This is a genomic window from Actinophytocola glycyrrhizae, assembly GCF_042653545.1.
GTDB lineage: Bacteria > Actinomycetota > Actinomycetes > Mycobacteriales > Pseudonocardiaceae > Actinophytocola > Actinophytocola glycyrrhizae.
In genome coordinates, this window is record NZ_JBHSIS010000002.1 from 647575 (window position 1) to 666393 (window position 18819).

11 protein-coding genes and 1 pseudogene are annotated in these 18819 nt (G+C 70.9%); 5 read left to right on the plus strand and 7 right to left on the minus strand.

From position 1 onward, the window contains the following. Positions 1-78: 78 nt before the first annotated feature. The gene (locus ACFPCV_RS02920; protein WP_378054156.1) at positions 79-3708 is read right to left on the minus strand and encodes a S8 family serine peptidase; all 3630 of its coding nucleotides are present in this window, start codon (positions 3706-3708) and stop codon (positions 79-81) included. Between the two features lie 91 nt (positions 3709-3799). Between ACFPCV_RS02920 and ACFPCV_RS02925 the strand changes: the two genes are divergently transcribed. Beyond that, entirely contained in the window at positions 3800-4720 is a 921-nt protein-coding gene (locus ACFPCV_RS02925) for a YihY/virulence factor BrkB family protein (RefSeq protein WP_378054158.1), read from the plus strand. A gap of 417 nt (positions 4721-5137) precedes the next feature. Here ACFPCV_RS02925 and ACFPCV_RS02930 read toward each other — a convergent pair whose 3' ends face one another. Beyond that, a complete protein-coding gene (locus ACFPCV_RS02930) occupies positions 5138-6256 on the minus strand; it encodes a VanZ family protein (protein WP_378054160.1) in 1119 nt (372 codons plus the stop codon). Between the two features lie 14 nt (positions 6257-6270). Further along, positions 6271-8259, minus strand: a complete 1989-nt coding sequence (locus ACFPCV_RS02935; protein WP_378054162.1) for a glycosyl hydrolase family 28-related protein — start codon at positions 8257-8259, stop codon at positions 6271-6273. A gap of 124 nt (positions 8260-8383) precedes the next feature. Here ACFPCV_RS02935 and ACFPCV_RS02940 point away from each other — a divergent pair, with 124 nt between their 5' ends. Next, a complete protein-coding gene (locus tag ACFPCV_RS02940; protein ID WP_378054164.1) occupies positions 8384-9205 on the plus strand; it encodes an ornithine cyclodeaminase family protein in 822 nt (273 codons plus the stop codon). A gap of 257 nt (positions 9206-9462) precedes the next feature. On the opposite strand, the gene ACFPCV_RS02945 is transcribed toward ACFPCV_RS02940, so the two are convergent. From ACFPCV_RS02945 to ACFPCV_RS02955, 3 genes are all read right to left on the minus strand, one after another. Beyond that, positions 9463-10755 (minus strand): M28 family peptidase, encoded by a 1293-nt coding sequence (locus ACFPCV_RS02945; protein ID WP_378054166.1) that lies wholly within the window; start codon positions 10753-10755, stop codon positions 9463-9465. Positions 10756-10861: 106 nt separating this feature from the next. Beyond that, positions 10862-11842: a TRM11 family SAM-dependent methyltransferase gene (locus ACFPCV_RS02950; protein WP_378054168.1), complete on the minus strand. Its 981-nt coding sequence runs from the start codon at positions 11840-11842 to the stop codon at positions 10862-10864. 247 nt (positions 11843-12089) lie between these two features. Next, a complete protein-coding gene (locus tag ACFPCV_RS02955) occupies positions 12090-13655 on the minus strand; it encodes an ABC-F family ATP-binding cassette domain-containing protein (RefSeq protein WP_378054171.1) in 1566 nt (521 codons plus the stop codon). Between the two features lie 55 nt (positions 13656-13710). Here ACFPCV_RS02955 and ACFPCV_RS02960 point away from each other — a divergent pair, with 55 nt between their 5' ends. Continuing rightward, entirely contained in the window at positions 13711-14406 is a 696-nt protein-coding gene (locus tag ACFPCV_RS02960) for a TetR/AcrR family transcriptional regulator (protein WP_378054173.1), read from the plus strand. A gap of 224 nt (positions 14407-14630) precedes the next feature. Continuing rightward, positions 14631-16772 carry a choice-of-anchor J domain-containing protein gene (locus ACFPCV_RS02965; RefSeq protein ID WP_378054175.1) on the plus strand — a complete coding sequence of 714 codons (2142 nt, stop codon included), beginning with the start codon at positions 14631-14633 and terminating at the stop codon, positions 16770-16772. A 180-nt stretch (positions 16773-16952) separates the two neighbouring features. Here the strand turns inward: ACFPCV_RS02965 and ACFPCV_RS02970 are convergent, their stop codons facing one another. Next, entirely contained in the window at positions 16953-17360 is a 408-nt protein-coding gene (locus tag ACFPCV_RS02970; protein ID WP_378054177.1) for a PGPGW domain-containing protein, read from the minus strand. Positions 17361-17447: 87 nt separating this feature from the next. Between ACFPCV_RS02970 and ACFPCV_RS02975 the strand changes: the two are divergent. Further along, positions 17448-18773 (plus strand): annotated as a pseudogene (locus ACFPCV_RS02975) (glycoside hydrolase family 15 protein); the annotation flags it as partial. Positions 18774-18819 lie beyond the last annotated feature (46 nt).

Genomic DNA, 18819 nt, shown 5'->3' on the forward strand with positions numbered 1-18819 from the left:
GCGGTTGCATGGCCGCGGGCCCGCTTCGCGGGCCAAGCCGGGGCGCTGCACCCCCGGCTTGGCGCCCTGAAAGGGGTGTCAGCGTAATGCGTATGCGCGTGTGATGGTCTCCGTCACCTTGTTGCCTGCCTGGTCGGTTGCGGTGGCTCGCAGTGAGGCGTAGCTGTCCGGGGTGCCGCCGCCTGGGATGTGGACCACGAAGCGGTTGGCGCGTTTGCCGACCGTTGCCTTCTGCCAGGTTCGGCCTTCGTTGTACGACACCTCCACCGTCACCGACCTGATCCGGGACGGCTTCGCGCCTGGCTGGGTCGCTACCGTCAGGCCGCCCCGGATGGCGCCTGTCCTGGCGTGGTTGTGGGCGTCCAGTGGCAGGGACCAGCGGATGTCCAGAAGCGGTAACGCCACCCGCTCCTGCGTGCCAGGACCCGTTCGGAACGTCCACTCCGCCCGGGTGTGTGTCGACAGCGGTGGGGCCAGGGTCTCGGACGCCGGGCGGTGGGCGTTCGCGATCACTGTGAACGTGCCCGGGCCAGTGGGTAGGTCGAACGTGCCCAGGCCAGCCAGGTCGTCTCTTCCGGCGATCTCCTCACCGTTCGCGAAGACGACCGTGGTGCCGCTGTTGGTGGGGTCGAACATGCCTGCGTTGGCCGGGTCGTTGTCGGCGAACATCGGGACCGACATCGTCAGCTTGTCGCCCTTCCGGTACGCGTAGGGCACCGGTTTGCCGTCCTGACGGCTCACCGGCGCGGTCGTCAGCTCCGGGCCGAACGGTGCGCCGAACATGCGCACGTGCTCGCGTTCGCCCCGCTTCAGTGTCATCGGGATCGCCACCTCGTTGCCGAAGCCGACGCCGTCCTCGGTGAAGCCCGCCGAGCTGAACATGGTGAGCGCCGCGCCCGGCGAGACGTAGTCCGTGCCTCGGCGCGGCCAGTCGACCTCCACGTCGGCGCCTGCCGTGAAGCCGGCGAACGACCAGTTGGCAGGCAGGAAGCGGTACTTCTTCGCGGGCAGCGTGTCCACCAGCTCGCGATCGATGGCGCCGAGATCCTTGCGGGCGAACCGGAACGCGTGCCCGCCGGGGACACGGCCGGCGACCTCGCCCGCGAGGAAGTAGGACGCCGCCGCGTTCTTCCTGCCGGTCACCGTGACCGGCACCGGGCCGTCCGCCAGGCGCGCCACCACGTCCTGCAGGTCGGCGAAGTTGAACACCATCACGACCGGCAGCGCAAGATCCGGCGGGTTCGGGTCGCTGTACTGCGGGTTGTAGTTCGACAGCACCAGCTTCGCACCCCGCTCCGCGAGCAGCGCGATACCGTCCTGCAGTTGCTGCTCCGGCGGGTACACCGGATCGTCCGGGCCCGTCGCGGCGATCACCGCGATCTTGCCGCGCACGTCACCCGCCGCGTCGATGGCCTCGCGTTCACCGTGGCCGACGTGGACGACCTCGCCGGTGACCCTGCCGTTCAGGCGTGGGTAGGTCGAGACGTAGGTGTCCTCGACCTCGAACCCGTCGGGCCCGTCGACCGTGACCGTCGCGAACGGCTGGGTCCAGTACCCGAAGTGCACCAGGCTGACGCCGTCCATGCGCGGGCTGCCGATCGAGTACAGCTTCGCGCGCCGGGACACATTGTTGCCGCGTGCGACGCTCGCGCCGGTGCCGCCCACCTCGGACAGGAGGGCGGTGCCACCACCGTGCTGCCACCGCGCTTCCGGATCGTCGACCGCGGCCGTGATCTCCTTGCCGCGCTTGGTGTCCACGACCACGTCCGTGTCACCGGCGATCCCGGCCTGCTCCACGAACAGGGTGTCGGTGCCCGCCGTGAAGTCCATTGCGCGGCCGAGCACCCGGTAGTCGCCCGTCGGCACGGTGAACGTGGCGGTCTCGCCATCGAAGAACACCCCGCCCTGGGACCTGCCGGACCGCGTGTCCTGCACGACCAGCAACGACGTGACCGGGTTCTCGCCGCGGGGCAGCACGTCCACCGTCAGCGTGTGCGCGGTGCCGGGCAGGTGGGCGGTGAGCGGGGTGGTCAGCGTGACACCGGCCGCGGTGGCGACGAGCGCACCACTCGGCTCCCCCGCCTGCTCGGCCGGCACGCGGAGGGTCACGGTCACTGCCGCACTCCCGTGCGCAGGCACCGTCACGCGCTGAGTGTCCACACTGAACAGGTCGCTGCCGGTGCCGAGCGTGAGGTCCAGCGTCACCGGGGTGTCGCCGTCGTTGACGTAGCCGACCTTGCGGTCCACGGTGTCCGCGTCGCCCGCCCACACGGTGCCGAAGCCGAGCAGACCCTCGGCCCGCACCGGCTGGGTGACACCGCGGGCGAGGTCGAGCCGCCCGGCGCCCTGCGCGTAGGTGTCGATGCCCGGCAGGCGTTGCGCGCTGCCGACGAGCGCGTCCTTGACCTGCGCGCCGGTCCAGTCCGGGTGCTGCGCGGCGAGGACGGCGGCGGCGCCCGCCACGTGCGGGGTCGCCATGGAGGTGCCGGACATCCGCGTGTGGTGCTCGTCGACGGAGGTCCCGGGGTTCGTGCCGGTGGCACGGGCCGCGACGATGTCCGACCCCGGCGCGGCGATCTCCGGCTTCAGGCCGTGGTCACCGACCCGAGGGCCCCGGCTGGAGAACTCGGACAGCCGGTCGTCCTTGGTGACGCTGCCGACGGTGAGCGCACGGTCGGCGGCGCCGGGCGAGCCGACGGTCCCGCGGGCACCGTTGTTGCCCGCGGCCACGACGAACAGGGTGCCACTGGTGTCCGACAGCTCGTTCAGCGTCTGCGACATGAGGTCGGTCCCGTCGGTCGGGGCGCCGCCGAGGCTCATGTTGACGACGTCCGCACCCTGGTCCACGGCCCACTGCATGCCTGCGATGATGTCCGCCTCGGTGCCGCCGTACTCGCCGAGCACCTTGCCGACCAGCAGCCGCGCACCGGGCGCGACGCCCTTGCGGCGCCCGTCCGACGCGGCGCCCGACCCGGCGATCGTGCTCGCCACGTGCGTCCCGTGCCCGACGGTGTCGGTGATGCCCTCACCGGTGAAGTCCTGTGCCGCGTCGACGATCCCCGCGAGGTCGGGGTGGTCCACGTCGTAGCCGGTGTCGAGGACCGCGACCTTCGCGCCGGTGCCGGTGAACCCGGCTGCCCACGCCTGCGGGGCGCCGACCTGCGGCACGCTCTCCTCGAGCGTCGGCAGCACCCGGCCGTTGAGCCAGACCTTGCCCGCGGACCTGGCCGTGCGCATGCCGCGCCACGCCGCGCCGTCCTTGGGCGCCTCGACGACGGTCAGTCCGCGTGCGGGCAGGGTCGCGGTGCGTTCGGTGGCACCCGGCGCGGCACCCTCGACGATCAGCGGCACGGTGCGGGTCGCCGCGTCGTCGAGCCCTTGGCGAACCAGTTCCGTCACGTCGAAGAGCCGCCGGTCCAGCCGGTCCTGCGCCACGAGCGGGGCGGCGTCGGCGGGCAGCACGTACTGGTGGCCGTTCATCTCGTACTGCCAGACGGGTTGGGTCTCCCGGCCGATCGCCATGCGGATGCCCGCGACCTTCCCGTCCACGACGCGGACCTGGTCGCCGGTGAGCAGGGTGACGGTCGTCAGGTGCTCCGGCCCGGCCGCTGCGGGCGGCGGGTCCTCGGCGCCTGCCGGGCTCGCGGACACGACCGCGGCCACGACGGCGAGTCCGGCGATGGCGCCGGAGGTTCTGCGCAGGTTCATGATCTGTAACACGCGAATGGCGGCTCACGGGTTGCATCGCCCCCCGACAGGGGTACACCGCGTTCCGAGGACGTCGCCCGAAGGAGAAGCCATGCGTACCGAGACACCCGCCGACCTGCCCAAGCACGCGTGGTGGGGTGCGCTGAAACGGACGTTCCGCGAGTTCATGGACGACGGCCTGCTCGACTGGGCGGCCGCACTGACCTACTACACCGTGCTGTCGCTGTTTCCCGCGGTCGTGGTGCTCGCCAGTCTGATCGGGCTCGTCGGCAACCCCGACACCATCGTCCAGAACCTGCGGGAGTTCGCGCCGGAGCAGGCGCAGGGCGTGCTCGTGGACGTGGTGCGGCAACTGACGGCGAACTCCTCGGTCGCGGGACCGCTCGCGATCATCGGTCTGCTGAGCGCGTTGTGGGCCGCGTCGGGCTACCTGGGCGGCTTCATCCGCGCGTCGAACGCGATCTACGAGATCGAGGAGGGCAGGCCCATCTGGAAGACCGTGCCGCTGCGCATCGCGCTGACGATCACGGTGATGATCCTGCTCGCGATCACGGCGCTGGGCGTCGTGCTGACCGGCGGCATCGCGGAACGGGTCGGGCAGGCGCTCGGCCTCGGCTCGACGGGCATCGTGGTGTGGGACATCGCGAAGTGGCCGGTGCTGGCGCTGCTGGTGACCCTGGTGATCGCGCTGCTGTACTGGGCGGCGCCGAACGTGCGGCAGCCAGGGTTCCGCTGGATCACGCCGGGCAGTGCGCTGGCGGTCCTGGTGTGGGTGGCCGCGTCGGCCGGGTTCGCCCTGTACGTCGCGAACTTCGCCTCGTACAACAAGGTCTACGGTTCGCTCGCCGGTGTCGTGGTGTTCCTGGTGTGGCTGTGGCTGTCGAACCTGGCGATCCTGTTCGGCGCCGAGTTCGACGCGGAACTGACGCGCGGCAAGGAGATCGCGCAGGGCCACCCGGAGTCCGTCGAGCCGTTCCTGCCGCCACGCGACACCCAGGCCATGGACGACTAGACGACTGATTCTGGTCGGCTGTGCGGGGCGGGCGCGTTGACGGCGTGGCAATGCCCTGAAAGGCGCGTTCAGGGCGCTCAGCGCCCTGAACGGCCCATTCACGGCAGTTCGGGTGTTGTGGTGGGGTTTGCCCTCACCGGACGGCAGGTTCTCGAGGGTGGCGGAGGGGTGGGTCGGCTGCCAGGGGATGCCAGGTAGCCCCTGGGGGCGGGCTTGCACCACCCTCGGGGTTGCGTGGGGTCGAGGCCCCCGCTGCGCGGGCCGAGGCGCGTAGTGCCCGGGTTTCACAGCACCAGCCCGCCCTGCGACCGCTGCACGGGCACGGGTGACGTGCCCTGAACGACCGTCTGTGAGTAGGGGCAGGTCGTGCCGCCGCTCGGGACGCTCCCCGAGCGCTAAAATCGGACATCTATATAGTTAATTGTTGTTTGTTCTCGCCGGATTTCCGTCCATGATCGCCACGATGTGGGTGCGGGACAGCCGTTCGTACGGGGCGGGTTCGTCGCCGAAGAACACCGCCAGCGGGGTCCAGGCGCCGACCACGAACGCCGACACCAGCGCGCCGAGCGGGATCAGGAGCTGGTGCGGCGCACCGAGAAGGTCCCACCGGTCCACCGAGAGCGCGAGCCACGCCAGCCACAGCGGGGACAGCAGCACCCCGTTGCGCACCAACCACGCCAGCGGACCTGCCCTGCGGCCGTCGGTGCGCTCGACCCGCAGCAGCATGGCGCGTTTGCCCAGCGTGGTGTCGGTCAGCACCGGCGCCGCCCAGAAGTAACCCACCGCCAGCACCAGCACGACCAGGCCGCGGGACACGGTCAGGCCGAACAGCTTCACCAGGCCAAGCACGAGCACCAGCAGCACCCCGAACGCCACGATGTCGGTCAGCGACGCCAGCAGGCGGCGGCTCGCGGTCACCCTGGTGGCGTAGCGGCGGCGGTCGCGTTCCGGGTCGAGGTCGGGCAGCAGGCGGATCAGCGGGCCGGCGAGCAGCCAGCCCACTGCCGCGCCCGACGTGTTGAGGATCAGGTCGTCCACGCTGAACAGGCGGTACGCGCACGGGTAGATGAACCACAGCCCGGTCAGCTGTGTCAGTTCGAAGAACAGTGACGTGCCGAACCCGAGCGCCGTCGCCGCGAGGAACCGGGTGCCGGACAGGTACCGCAGGAAGAAGCTGAGCGGCGCCAGCAGCACCACGTTCAGCGCGGTGCTCCACAGCGCCGGGGTGAGCCACGTGCCAGCCACCCGGGCCCGGGTCTGCACGACGTCGACGAAGTACAGCGGGCGCAGCTGCGGTGTCGAGGCGTAGGTCTGCTCAGCGCAGTACTCCGCCGGGTTCGCGGGCAGCGGGACGACCGTCTGCATCAACGCGGCCAGCAGGTAGAACAGGAAGCAGTAGAAGACGAGCACCGTCCACCCGCCGGCCCGGCCGCGGCGCCGGTAGGAGACCACCGCGACCGGGAGCATCACGATCAGGGCGAGCAGCGGGAAGACCGTCAGCGCCGTGGTGACCGGCAGCAGATAGGTCTCGAACACCCGGTAGTAATACCTCACCACTCCGAGGGCGCAGGGGGCGGCACCACCGGCGGCCGGTCTTCGCAGGTGATGGTGTTCGGCAGCATCCATGGCGCGAGCCAGCCGCCGTCGTTGCCGCCCGCGTCGGTCACCGTGAACTCCGAGCCCGTCGCCGGGAAGTTGAACGAGCCGCAGTTGTTCACGCCCACCGCGCCGACGTTGCGCGCGTCGGTGTTCTCGAACGTCGCGCCGCCCATCACACGGGCGCTGAGCACCGACGTGCCCGTGCCGTCGATCCTCGTGTCGCGGAAGTGCACGCCGCGGATCGAGTACAGGTCCTTCACCGGCCAGTCGCTCACGAACATGATCGCGTTGTGGGTGTTGTCCAGGAAGTGGTTGCCGGTCACCCGGATGTCCGCGGCGATGTCGCGGTCCAGCGCGTAGAACCAGATCGCGCCGAGGCCGATGTTCCAGTTCAGCTCGTAGGTGCCGGCCCGGACGGTGGTGTTGCCGGTGACCCACACGTGCCCGGTGAACGGCTCCGCGCCGAACCGCGAGCCGACGTGGATGCCGCTGCCCTCCCGGACCGGGTCGGCGACCAGGTTGTGCGACACGGTGTTGTCGGTGCCGCCGTACAGTGCGATCCCGTTGGCCAGCACCGGGGACTGCACGGTGTTGTGGTCGAAGGTGTTGCGTGCGTTCTGCTCGTGTTCCGCCCACATGGCAAGCCCGTCGTCACCGGTGTTGCGCACGAAGTTGTCGCGCACCACCGAGTCCGTGACACCGGTGTGGAAGTTCAGCGCGTCCGCGATCTGGTCGGTGATCACGTTGTCCTCGACCACCGTGCCGGACATCGGCCCGTCGAACCACAGCCCCACCTTGGTGTGGTGGAGGTACATGCCGCGGATCGTGGAGTCGCTCATCGCGCCGCCGATGGCGTTGACCTGGTCGGTGTCGATGCGTTCGCGGACGTCACCCTCGATGGCGAACCCGGACAGGTGCACGTCGCGCGAGCCGCCGTCCGCCGCGTCCCGGCCGTAGAACCCGACGCCGGTGTGCACGGAGCCGTCGGGGGCCGGCGGGTCGAGCGCGACCTCGCGACCCTTGACGACCGTGTGCCAGTTCCCGGCGCCGACGATCGTGACGTCGTCGACGACGATGTGCCGGTTCACCTGGAACGTGCCCGGCGGCAGGTACACCGGCACGTTCAGGAACCCGGCCAGCGCGATGGCCCGCTCGATCGCGGGCGCCGCGTCGCGGCGGCCCGTCGGGTCGGCACCGAACAGCCGGACGTCGAGCGCTCCTCTCTCGACCTGCGGCCGTCCGACCAGCTCGGAGTCGAGCAGGTCGATGACCGTCCACGCGGCCCCGTCCGACGCCGTGAGCCGGATCGTGTCACCCGCTCGGTAGGTGCGGTCGAGCCGGAGGCGCTGTTCGTCGTAGAAGTGCGTGGGGCGGAACGGTTTCCTGATCACCGGCGGCGGGTCAGTCTGGGACGGCACGCAGGCGCACTCGGTGATCCACCAGTCGGGGTGCAACAGGTCGGCGCCGGGGTCGTTGGTGAACGGGTACTGGTTGTAGAGCCACGAGTACCGCGACGTCAGCGTCATCGTCGCGCGGCGCTTGCCGTTCACCGACACCGCGAGCGGTGCGGTGATGCCACCGCCACCCGGCGCGTCCGGAATGCTGTAGCGGACGGTGATCGCGTTGGCCGCGGCCGGCAGCGTGAACTCGACGTGCCGGCCGGGGGTGAGCCGGACCGCGGCGCGGCCGGACGCCTCGGCGGGCAGCGTGTAGGCGGTCCGGTCGGGCCCGATGACCGTGCCGTTCGTGGCCGCGTTCTCGGCCTCCTGTTCGAGGAACGCGACGTCCGCTCCCCTGCCCTCGACCAGGTGTGGCGCGAGCCCGGCCCGTGTGACGACCGGCTGGGCCGGTGTCACCTGTGGTGCCGCCATCGCTACCGCGTCACCCACGCCCAGCGCGACGACTGCCCCGACCACCAACCACGTCCGTGTCCATGTCACGGCGGGACCGTAACCCAGATCACATCGATCTGCTAGATAGTTGCGCGAATTCGTCGAAAAATTGCACTAGCCAGCCCAGTCGCGGTTTCGCTGGAGGTCCAGGTCCCGTGACTACGGTGCTGGGATGCTGCCCTTCTTCGATCACGACGCGGTCATGGCGCTCACCTACGCCGGTGCCGTCCACGCGTTGCGCGGCGCACTGCTGGCCGGCCTCGACGTGGACGCCGACCCGGTACGGACGGTCGTGCCGGTGCCCGCCGGTCAACTGTTGCTGATGCCCTCCTCCGGCGCCCGGTACACCGGTGTCAAGCTGGCGACGGTCGCCGCGGACAGCACCCCGCGGATCAAGGGCGTGTACGTGCTGATGGACGCCGCCACCCTCGCACCGCTCGCGCTGCTCGACGGGCCCGCGCTCACCACGCTCCGCACCCCGGCGGTGTCGGCACTGGCCGTCGACCACCTCGCGCCCGACTCACCCGCGCGGCTGGTGGTCTTCGGCAGGGGGCCGCAGGCGCACGGCCACGTGGCCGCGGTCGAGGCCGTCCGCGAGGTCACCGGCACCACACTGCTCGGTCGCGGCGACGACCCGTCCCCGGTCGGGGAAGCCGACATCGTCTGCTGCACGACAACGGCCCGCACTCCCCTGTTCGACGCCGCACTGGTCCGTCCGCACACGACGGTCGTAGCGGTCGGCTCGCACGAACCTGACGCACGCGAACTCCCCGCCGAGCTGATGACGACGGTCGTCGTCGAGTCGATCGCCACCGCCCGCCGCGAGGCCGGCGACGTCATCCTCGCCGGGACGACCGACCTCGTCCCGCTGGCGGCGGTCGTCCGGCAGGAGGCCACCGTGCCCGACGACCGGCCGCGCGTGTTCAAGAGCGTCGGGATGGCATGGGAGGACCTGACCGTGGCCGCCGCCGTCTACGAGGCCCGTGCTTCCTAGCGCTGTGCCGATGGCGGCGCGCGTCGCTGTCCGATCGTCCGGCCGGGTCCGCGCGGCCCAGCTTGAACGTGCCGAAACAGGTTCGGGCCGTCCGCGCCGAACGCGAACAGTGCCCTTGTCCACGGCGTCGTGGATCTGTTCGCGTTCGGCGTCGGTGACATCGTCGATCACACCGGCAACGCTGGTGTGACGCGCCGGAATCCGGCACCTGATTCGACGGCCCACTCACGCACCGCATTCCCGGCGCGGGACACTCATCAGAACTGCAGGCTCCACGCGTTGATCGTCCCGGTGTCCCTGGCCGCGGCGTCGCGGACGCGCAGGCGCCACGTGCCGTTCGCGACCTCGCTCGACGCGTTGACCGTGTACGTGGTCGCGAGGTTGTCGGTACTGCCACCAGACCGGTTGTGCACGTTGTACACGCTGCCATCCGGCGCCAGGACGTCCACGACCAGGTCGCCGATGTAGGTGTGCCTGATGTCGACGGCCACCCGCAGGCCCGCAGGCGCGTTGCCGGCGACACCGGTCACCGTGATCGGGCTCTCCACAGTGGACAGGTCAGGGATCGCGAAGTCCGTGGTGTTCTCGAAACGCGGACCGGGCGGCGGCGTGGTGCCCGCCGACAACGTCCACACCGCGTGTGCGATCGCGTCGGTGTTGCGGTCCAGCGCGGTCACGTTGATGTTGCTCGTCGTGTCGCACGACGCGTGGTAGCAGCGGTCGAACGCCTGTCCCGCGGTGCCGCCCCACTTCTGTGCCTGCGCCGAGGTCTTCGACACCTCCGCGCCGGTGAACAGCCCGCCGATCGGAATGCCCGCGTTCGCGAACGCGGCGTGGTCGGACCGGCCACCGACCGACGTCAACTCGGTGGGCACCCCCATCGCGGCGAACGGCTCCTGCAGGACCTGCTGCAATGCAAGGGATCCCGAGGGCTGCCCGCTCGCCGAGTACACGAAGTAGCCCGCGTTGGGCGAACCGATCATGTCGAAGTTGACGTAGGCCTTGATGCGCGAGCGTTCGGCGGAGGGCAGGTTGTTCACGTAGTAGGTCGACCCGACGAGGCCGCGCTCCTCCGCGCCCCACCAGCCGAACCGGATCCGCTTGCCCGGGTCGAGGTTCTGGCTGGCGACGGTCAGCGCCACCTCCAGCAGCGCGGCGGACCCCGACGCGTTGTCGTTGATCCCCGGCCCGGAGGTGACGCTGTCCAGGTGGCCACCGGCCATGATCACGTTGTTGGCGTCGCCGCGCGGCCACTCGGCGATCAGGTTCCACCCGGTCGCACCGCCGGACGTGAACGACTGCAGTGATGTCGTGTAGCCGGCCGCGTTGAGCCGGGACTGGACGTAGTCGATCGACGCGCGGTAGCCGGGTCTGCCGTGCGCACGGTTTCCGCCGTTGGCGGTCGCGATCGACTGGAACTGGTTCAGGTGCGCCTGCACGTTCGCGACCGGGATGTTCGGCGCGGCGAGCACGGCAGGCGGCGCGGCGGCCGCCGGGGTGGCGAACGCGACGAGCGCGCCCACGGTCAGTGAGACGAGGAATGCACGCATGACTCGCTGCCTCCAGCAGGGGTAGAAGGACAACGCCCAAAAGCGTGCGCCACGAACCGGCCGGGACACCACAGCCGAACGAGTCCGGAATTTCCCGTACTTCCCATTACCGTACGCATATCGTGATCACCGGGTGCCGGCCGAACAGGCTGATCGGGTGGCGGCCGACCACCTGCCAGCCGCGCGGCGGGTCGTGCGGGCCGAGGTAGGTGAGCCTGCCGCCGGGACGGAGCACGCGGCGCCACTCGCGCACGAACTCCGCGAACGTGCCGTGGGCCGTGACCTGCCGGTCCCACGGGGGGTTGGTCAGGACGTGGTCCACGGACCCGGTCGGATATGGGAGCCCGCGCGCGTCCGAGGTGAACCACGACAGGTGCGGGGCGTTGGTCCGCGCCGCCACCACTCCCGCGCGGTCACTGCCGGCGCGGAAGGCCCCGTCGGGCGCCTCGGCCAGCAGCGTGCCCGCGCCGCAGCACGGGTCCACCACCACGTCGCCTGGCCGGATCCCGGCCAGCCTGGCCATGGCGGCGGCCACCGGCGGGTGCAGGGTGCCCGGCACCGACGCGGTCTTCCACGGCCTTCTGTGCAGCGGTGGACGGGCTCCGCGTGGTCCGATGTGGACACCGGAGGCATCTACGGTGACGCGCCAGTCGACGGCACCGGACGGCGGTTTCCCGCCGTCCCGGCGGGACGCGTAGACCGCGCCGAGCCGCGCCGCGAGGACGGCACCGACCGCGTCCTCGACGTCGTACCTGCTGTAGCCGCGACGGCCGGCGGTCGACGCGGAGACGCTGAGCACCGGCGCCGGCGCCACCCCCAGCGGCGCCGAAGCCAGTGCCCGCGTCACCGCGACCAGATCCGGTTTGGTGGCACCGGGATCCGGGATGACGAGCACGAGGTGGAACAGGTCGTCGACCGTCCTCGGGGTGGGAAGGGCGGCCGGTGCGGTCAGAACGAGTTGGCGTGGGGTCACGGTGTGCACCGTGCAGCCCTGATCGCGGAGTTCTCCTGCGGCGACGTGCTCGAGGCCGTGGATGGTGCGTGCGAACAGGCGGGTACCCACCGCCGGGCGGCGGTGCGCGGGCATGACGACACTCCCGAAGTGCGACCTGGGGCGACGGGCAGTCACCCCACCTCGCCAGCCGCGGGGGGGTCCTCGATCCGGCTAGCGGCTGCTAGCCGAGTCGGAAGAACGTTGTCGTCATGCCGTAGACATTACCGGCCGTGATCAACCGATTTCTCGCACTCACCGCCCACCAAGGGTCGGGGCCGGTGCCGAACAGGTGGTCGGTACTCATGGCGCCAGTGTCACCCCGGGCACTTTCACCGCGCTTTCATGTCCACACCGGACGGTCCACTTCGGTCACCCGGCCGTCCTGGCCGAAGTACAGGTGGCGGTCCAGCTCCCCGGCGAACCAACGGTCGTGGGTGATCGCCACGACCGTGCCGGTGAACCCGGCCAGGCCCGCCTGTAGCGCCTCAGCGCTCGCGAGGTCGAGGTTGTCGGTCGGCTCGTCGAGCAGCAGCAGGGTCGCCCCGGCCAGCTCCAGCAACAGGATCTGCAGCCGCGCCTGCTGCCCGCCGGACAGCGTCTCGTAGGTCTGCTGCCCCTCGGCGGCGATCTCGTACCGCGCGAGCGCTGCCATCGCGTCGTTGCGCACCAGCGCGGCGTCGGTCATCACGATGTCGGCCACCCGGCGGCCGTGCAGGTCCGGCCGCACGTGGGTCTGCGCGAACAGGCCTGGCGCGACCCGCGCACCCAGCCCGAACGTGCCGGTGTGCGGCACGTGCTGGCCGGCGAGCAGGTGCAGGAACCGGGACTTGCCGGAGCCGTTGCCGCCGAGCACCCCGATCCGCTCGCCGAACCACACGTGCAGGTCGAACGGCCGGGTCAGCCCGGTCAGCGCGACCTGCTCACAGGTCAGCGCCCGTTTCCCGGTCCGCCCGCCGGACAGGCGCATCCGGACGTTCTGCTCGCGCGGCGGGCGCCTCGGCGGGCCCGCCTCCTCGAACCGGTCGAGCCGGGTGCGGGCCGCCCTGTACGCCGAGGACACGGCGTCGTTGCGCGCCGCGGTCTGCCGCAGCGTGTTGACCATGACGCGCAGCCGCCGGTGCTCGTCCTCCCAGCGCTTGCGCTTGTCGTCCATCTCCGCGACGCGCCGGTTCCGCGCGGCGGGGAAGGTGGCGTAGCCGTCGCCGTGGACCCACACGTCCCGGTTCTCGACCGCCAGGATCCGGTCGGAGGCGGCGGCGAGCAACTGCCGGTCGTGGGACACGAGCAGGATCGTCTTCGTGCTGGCGGCCAGCCGCTCCTCCAGCCACTGTTTCGCTGGCACGTCGAGGTAGTTGTCCGGCTCGTCGAGCAGCAGCAGCTCGTCCGGTCCGCGCAGCAGCGCCGCCAGCGCCAGCCGCTTCTGCTCGCCGCCGGACAGCGTGTCCAGCGGCCGGTCCGCCGCCCGGTCGTAGGGCAGCCCGAGCGCGGTGGTGGTGCAGGTGTCCCACACGACCTCGATGTCGTACGCGCCCGCGTCGACGTGCTCGGCGAGCGCGGTCGCGTACGCCAGCTGGGACGCCTCGTCGTCGGCGAGCGCGGCCTCGGCCGTGGCGAGTGCCGAGGTGGTGGCGCGGATCCGGGCGGGGGCGACGCCCAACAGCAGGTCACGAACGCGGCCGGGACCGGTGAACTGCCGCATCACGCCGATGCCACCGGAGGTCGCGACGGTGCCAGCCGATGGCCGCAGCTCGCCGGCGATCAGCCGCAACAGGGTCGTCTTCCCCGCGCCGTTGGGCCCGACGAGCCCCGCGGTGACGCCCTCGCCGACGCGGAAGGAGACGTCGTCGAACAGGACCCGGCCGTCGGTGAGGCGGTGGGTGAGGCCGGTGACGTCCACGTGTGCCAAGAAGGCCTCCTCGAACGTTGGTCGAGTACCCGACCAACGTACTAGAGTGCGGTGCGTGGACGCGAAGGGTTTGCGAGCGGGTGGACGTGGTGGCCAGTCGGGCGGCGTGGCGGGCGAGGTGTGGCTGCGGGAGGAGAGACCCCGCCGCGACACGCTGACCCGGGACCGCATCACGGCCGCGGCGGTCGAACTGCTCGACGAGTACGGCACGGCGCACCTCACGATGCGCAAGCTCGCCGAGCGCCTCGAGGTGGCGGCGCCGACGCTGTACTGGCACGTGAGGACCAAGGACGACGTGCTGGACCTGGCCGTCGACGCGATCTTCGCCGAGGTGGCGATCCCCGCCAGGACCGGGGACTGGACGGCCGACGCGCGCACGCTGGTCCTACGGTGGCGGGCCACGATGTTGCGCCACCCGTGGTCACCGACGTTGATCGGCCGCCCGATGCTGGGCCCGAACGTCCTGGCCCGCACGGAGTTCCTGCAGTCCACGCTCGCACGGAGCGGGCGCACCGGCGCGGCCCTCGCGGCCGCCACCCACGGCCTCGCCAACCTGACGGTCGGCGCCGCGCTCACCGAGTCCACCTGGCACGGGCAGCTGCCGAGGACATCGGCGTACGAGCTGATCCGCGCCAACGCCGACCGCTACCCCACGCTCGCGGCCAACCACCACCTGGACGCCCCGGACCAGGACGCGCTGTTCGACCAGGCGGTCCGCACCTTCCTCGCCGGGCTCGACCAAGACGTATGAACGTTCGACACCACGAGCAGTAGCCAGTTGATCACCCGCAGGCTCTTAACCGGGAAAAACCCGTCGTCCCACTTGTGAAACACGCGCAACCTCCGAACCGAGAAACCGGGGTACGGGGGCATGTACAACCGTGCCCGCTCGTGGGCACCCCCACGGCGGGCGCGCACATCGAAAGGGTTTACATGCGACGACGCCGATTAGTCTCGGTCGCGGCCGCTCTGCTCGTGGTTCCACTTCTGCAGGTACTGCCCGCTCCTGCGGCGGCGGGGGCGCCCACGGCACCCATCGCCGACGACACCCGCGAGCTGACCCGCAAGGACTTCACGCTCAACGGCAAGCCGGTGGACGTGCCGGCCAGCTACCAGCCGAGCGCCGACAAGCGCGTCGCGGCCACCGCTGTGACGCCGCCGGTCGGCACGGTCCGGCCGTGGCTCGCGCTGGACGACACCCAGGGCCAGCTGTACCTCAAGGAGTACACGCTGCGCGGAGTCGGCGACAAGATCGAGGTCTGGGTCGCGAACGACACGTCGTTCCCCGCGGACGACTGCCGCAACCAGATCGCGGGTACCACGGACGTCACCGACGCCCAGGTCGCCGAGCTCGTCAGCGAGTTCGACAACAACATGTACCCGAAGGAGACCGAGGTCTTCTCGACGCCGCCGGACCGCGACGGCAGCAACGCCGACCCCGCGCTGGAAGGTTTCGACTTCACCGGCGAGGGCGACAACACGGTCGCGCTGATCGACAACGTGCGCGACGACAACTACTACACGTTCCCGGAGGCGCCGACCTACATCGCCGGCTTCTTCTCCGGCCAGTTCAACGAGCTGGTCGACCGGAACGTGATGACCGTCGACGCGTTCGACTGGGCGCACCGCACCGGTGCGGAGCCCGCCGACGAGCCGACGAACGACCTGTGCACCAGCCGCCCGGCACGCCCGCGCCTGTACGAGGGCACGTTCGCGCACGAGTGGCAGCACCTGCTCATGTACTACACCGACCCCTTCGAGGGGAACTGGATCAACGAGGGCCTCTCGGACTACGCCCAGACGCTCGTCGGCTACGTCGACCCGCGCCTGACCGTGTTCGACAAGGGCGGCGACAGCCACATCTACTGCTACCAGGGTTTCGGCACCGTCCAGACGCCGTACAACACGAACCCGAGGGACTGCGGTGGTGCGGAGAACTCGCTGAACCTGTGGGGTGAGGGCAACAACCCGAGTGCGGTGCTCGCGGACTACGGCAACGCGTACGCGGTCATGCAGTTCCTCGTCGACCGGTACGGCACCGACTTCATGACCCGGCTGCACACCGACGGCGAACGCCAGGGGCTGGCCAGCCTCGACGCGGCGCTCGAAGCCGAAGGCGTGTCGGACATGTACGGCGTGCTGCACGACTACCAGTCGATGACGTTGCTGGACAAGATCGTCGGCGACTCGCGGCGGGGTGTCGTGCTCGGTGTGCCGAAGAGCAGGGTGACCACGCCGAGCCTGCGCTCGACGGTGAACCTGGCCAACCCGGCGTCCTACGCCACCCCGGGCGCGGCACCGAACGGCGCCGACTTCGTGCCGCTGCAGAGGGCGGACGGAACCGTGCTGAAGGGCAGGGACCTGAGGTCGCTGTCGTTCGACGGTGCGGCATCGCTGCCCTCGCTCCCGCTGGAGTGGACGGTCGTGTCGGACGACCCGGACAGCGCGGGTGACCCCGTGCTGTGGTCGGGCAACGGCAACAACATCAACGCCACCGCGGTGACGTCGGTGGCCGTGCCCACGGCCGACCCGACGCTGCGCTTCGAGGCGAAGTACGGCGCCGAGCTCGGCTACGACTACGGCTACGTGGTCGTCTCCACCGACGGCGGCGCGACCTACACGGCGATCCCCGGTGACAAGACGGTCCCCGGTCCCCAGGGCCCGTCGCTCAACGGCACGACGGACGGGTTCGAACCGCACTCGTTCGACCTGTCCGCGTACGCGGGGCAGACGGTGCTGGTGGGCTTCCAGTACATCAGTGACGGCGGCGTCAACGAGGGCGGCGTCCTCATCGACGACGTCACCGTCGGCGGCACCACCGTCAGCGACGGCTCCTCGGTCGACCCGTTCGACTCGCCGACCGAGATCCGGCCGTTCCCGGTGCACAACTGGAACCTGAAGCTCATCGCCTACAACGAGCGGAACCAGATCGCGCTGCAGGTCGAGTTCGACGGCAGGAACAAGGTCAAGCTCGGCTGGCTGCAGCTGCTGTTCCTGACCGCGTTCCCGAAGGTCGTCGCGGTGGTCGCGTACGACGAGCCGACCGAGCTCGTCAACCAGTACGCGCCGTACACCCTGACGGTCAACGGCGTCGTCCAGCCGGGCGGCGCGAGCTGACCAGCTGAGTGACGAACACGGCCCCCGGCGCTTCCCGCGCCGGGGGCCGTGTCGTGTGCACCGCCGCTCACGCCCCCGTTCGCCGTGTTCGCGAGCGCCCTGCCGCGGGCCAAGGCCGCGCTGATCACGGGGCCAGGCCACCGCGCGCACGCCCGGTATCGGAGCTGCTCGGCAGGCACCTCACCGACGCCGTGCGCTGACCTTCCGGTAGCTCCATCCGAGCAGCGCGAACAGCACGAGCCCGGACACGATCAGACTCGACCCGGTGCTCCAACCCGCCCACGGCAACCACGGGAACACCCGCAGCCCCCAGACGATCCCGGCCGCGACGAGCCCGAGCCCGACGAGCACGGACCCTGCCATCCGCAGCGGCGAGGACACGCTGTCCTCAGCCGCCTTCATCGCGCGGTCCCGCACCGGGTCGACATGCCGCTCCAGCGCGGGGAACTCGGTCGCGAGGATCACGAGACCGGCGAGCACCAGCAGCAGGCCGGGCCCCGGCAGGACCAGCAGCGCGACCCCGACGACGAGCACGAGCGCACCCACCACCGCGATCGTCGCGCGCTTCACCTGTTTCCCGGCAGCCATGATGGTGCCATCGTGCCTCGTCCACGCATTTTCCGCTCGCTCGTCATGCAGGCGACCGGTCCGTGGGGCACCGTGGACAGGGTGCGGATGACAGTCCTGCTATCGGTTCTGGCGGTGGTTTCGACGACGACGGCAGCGGTACCGGGCGGTGAAGCACCCGGCGCGCCCGGCGCACGGGCGGTCTACCAGCCCGCCGACAAACACGGCTTCGGCACGGCGCACAGCGGCGCGGCGAGCCCGGTGTGGTTCACCCTCGGCGGCGGCCGCGTGACCGAGGTGTTCTACCCCGACCTCAGCACCCCGGCGGCGCGAGAGCTGCAGTTCGTGGTCACCGACGGTCGCACGTTCACCGAGCCGGTGCGCGGCAACACCGAGCAGGTGGGCGACCTGACGTTCCGCCAGACCGCCGACGGCACCGGCTGGAGGGCCGTGCTCACGTACGTCACCGATCCCCGGCGCGCGACCGTGCTGGTCGACCTGGACTTCCGCGCCCGCGAGCCGCTGCGGGTGTACGCCGTGTACGACCCGGCGCTGTCCCGCGAGGGCGGCGACGACACGGGCGCGGGCGGCGACGCCCTGGTCGCGTCGGACGACGCGGCGGCGTCGGCACTGATGGCCGGCCGCGGGTTCGCGGCCACCTCGACGGGCTACCTGGGAACGAGCGACGGCTGGACCGACCTGGCCGACCACCGCATGGACTGGCGGTATCCGAAGGCGGGCCCCGGCAACGTCGTGCAGACCGGCGAGCTGCGCGTGGATGGCAAGCGGCACCGGCACGACACGCTCGCCCTGGGGTTCGGCCCGACGCGGCGGTCCGCCGTGACCACGGCCCGCGCGTCCCTGTCGACGGGCTTCGCGAAGGCGGCGGCCGAGTACGCGAAGGGGTGGCAGGACTACGTTTCCGGTCTGCGGACCCCGCCGTCGCTGTCCCGCCACGAGCGCGCGGTGTACCGCAGCTCGCTGCTGGTGCTGGCGGCGTCGGAGGACAAGCAGAACCCCGGCGCGTACATCGCGGCACCGGGTTTCCCGTGGGCGTTCGGTTTCGACCGCGAGCTGGCACCGGAGTTCGGGTCGTACGCGCTGGTGTGGCCGCGCGACCTCTACCAGATCGCGACCGGCCTGCTGGCCGCTGGTGACGAGGACGGCGCCAACCGGGCACTGGACTACATGCTGAACGTGCAGCAACAGCCGGACGGTCACCTGCCGCAGAACACGAGGGTGACGGGCGAACCGTACTGGACGAGCGTGCAGCTGGACGAGACCGCGTCGCCGATGTTGCTCGCCTGGCTGCTGAACCGCACCGACGAGTCCACACTGGACGGTCTGCGCCGGGCGGCCGAGTTCATGGTGAACTACCCCGACGCCCCGTTCACCGAGCAGGAGCGCTGGGAGAACCAGAGCGGCTACTCCCCCGCGACCATCGCGTCGGGGATCGCGGGCCTGGTGTGCCTCGCGGACC

Excerpts from the sequence above, each read along its gene's own strand:
- ACFPCV_RS02940 (WP_378054164.1), top strand. The coding sequence starts at position 8,384 with ATGCTGCCCTTCTTCGATCACGACGCGGTCATGGCGCTCACCTACGCC.
- ACFPCV_RS02920 (WP_378054156.1), bottom strand. The coding sequence starts at position 3,708 with ATGAACCTGCGCAGAACCTCCGGCGCCATCGCCGGACTCGCCGTCGTG.
- ACFPCV_RS02925 (WP_378054158.1), top strand. The coding sequence starts at position 3,800 with ATGCGTACCGAGACACCCGCCGACCTGCCCAAGCACGCGTGGTGGGGT.
- ACFPCV_RS02970 (WP_378054177.1), bottom strand. The coding sequence starts at position 17,360 with ATGGCTGCCGGGAAACAGGTGAAGCGCGCGACGATCGCGGTGGTGGGT.
- ACFPCV_RS02945 (WP_378054166.1), bottom strand. The coding sequence starts at position 10,755 with ATGCGTGCATTCCTCGTCTCACTGACCGTGGGCGCGCTCGTCGCGTTC.
- ACFPCV_RS02950 (WP_378054168.1), bottom strand. The coding sequence starts at position 11,842 with ATGCCCGCGCACCGCCGCCCGGCGGTGGGTACCCGCCTGTTCGCACGC.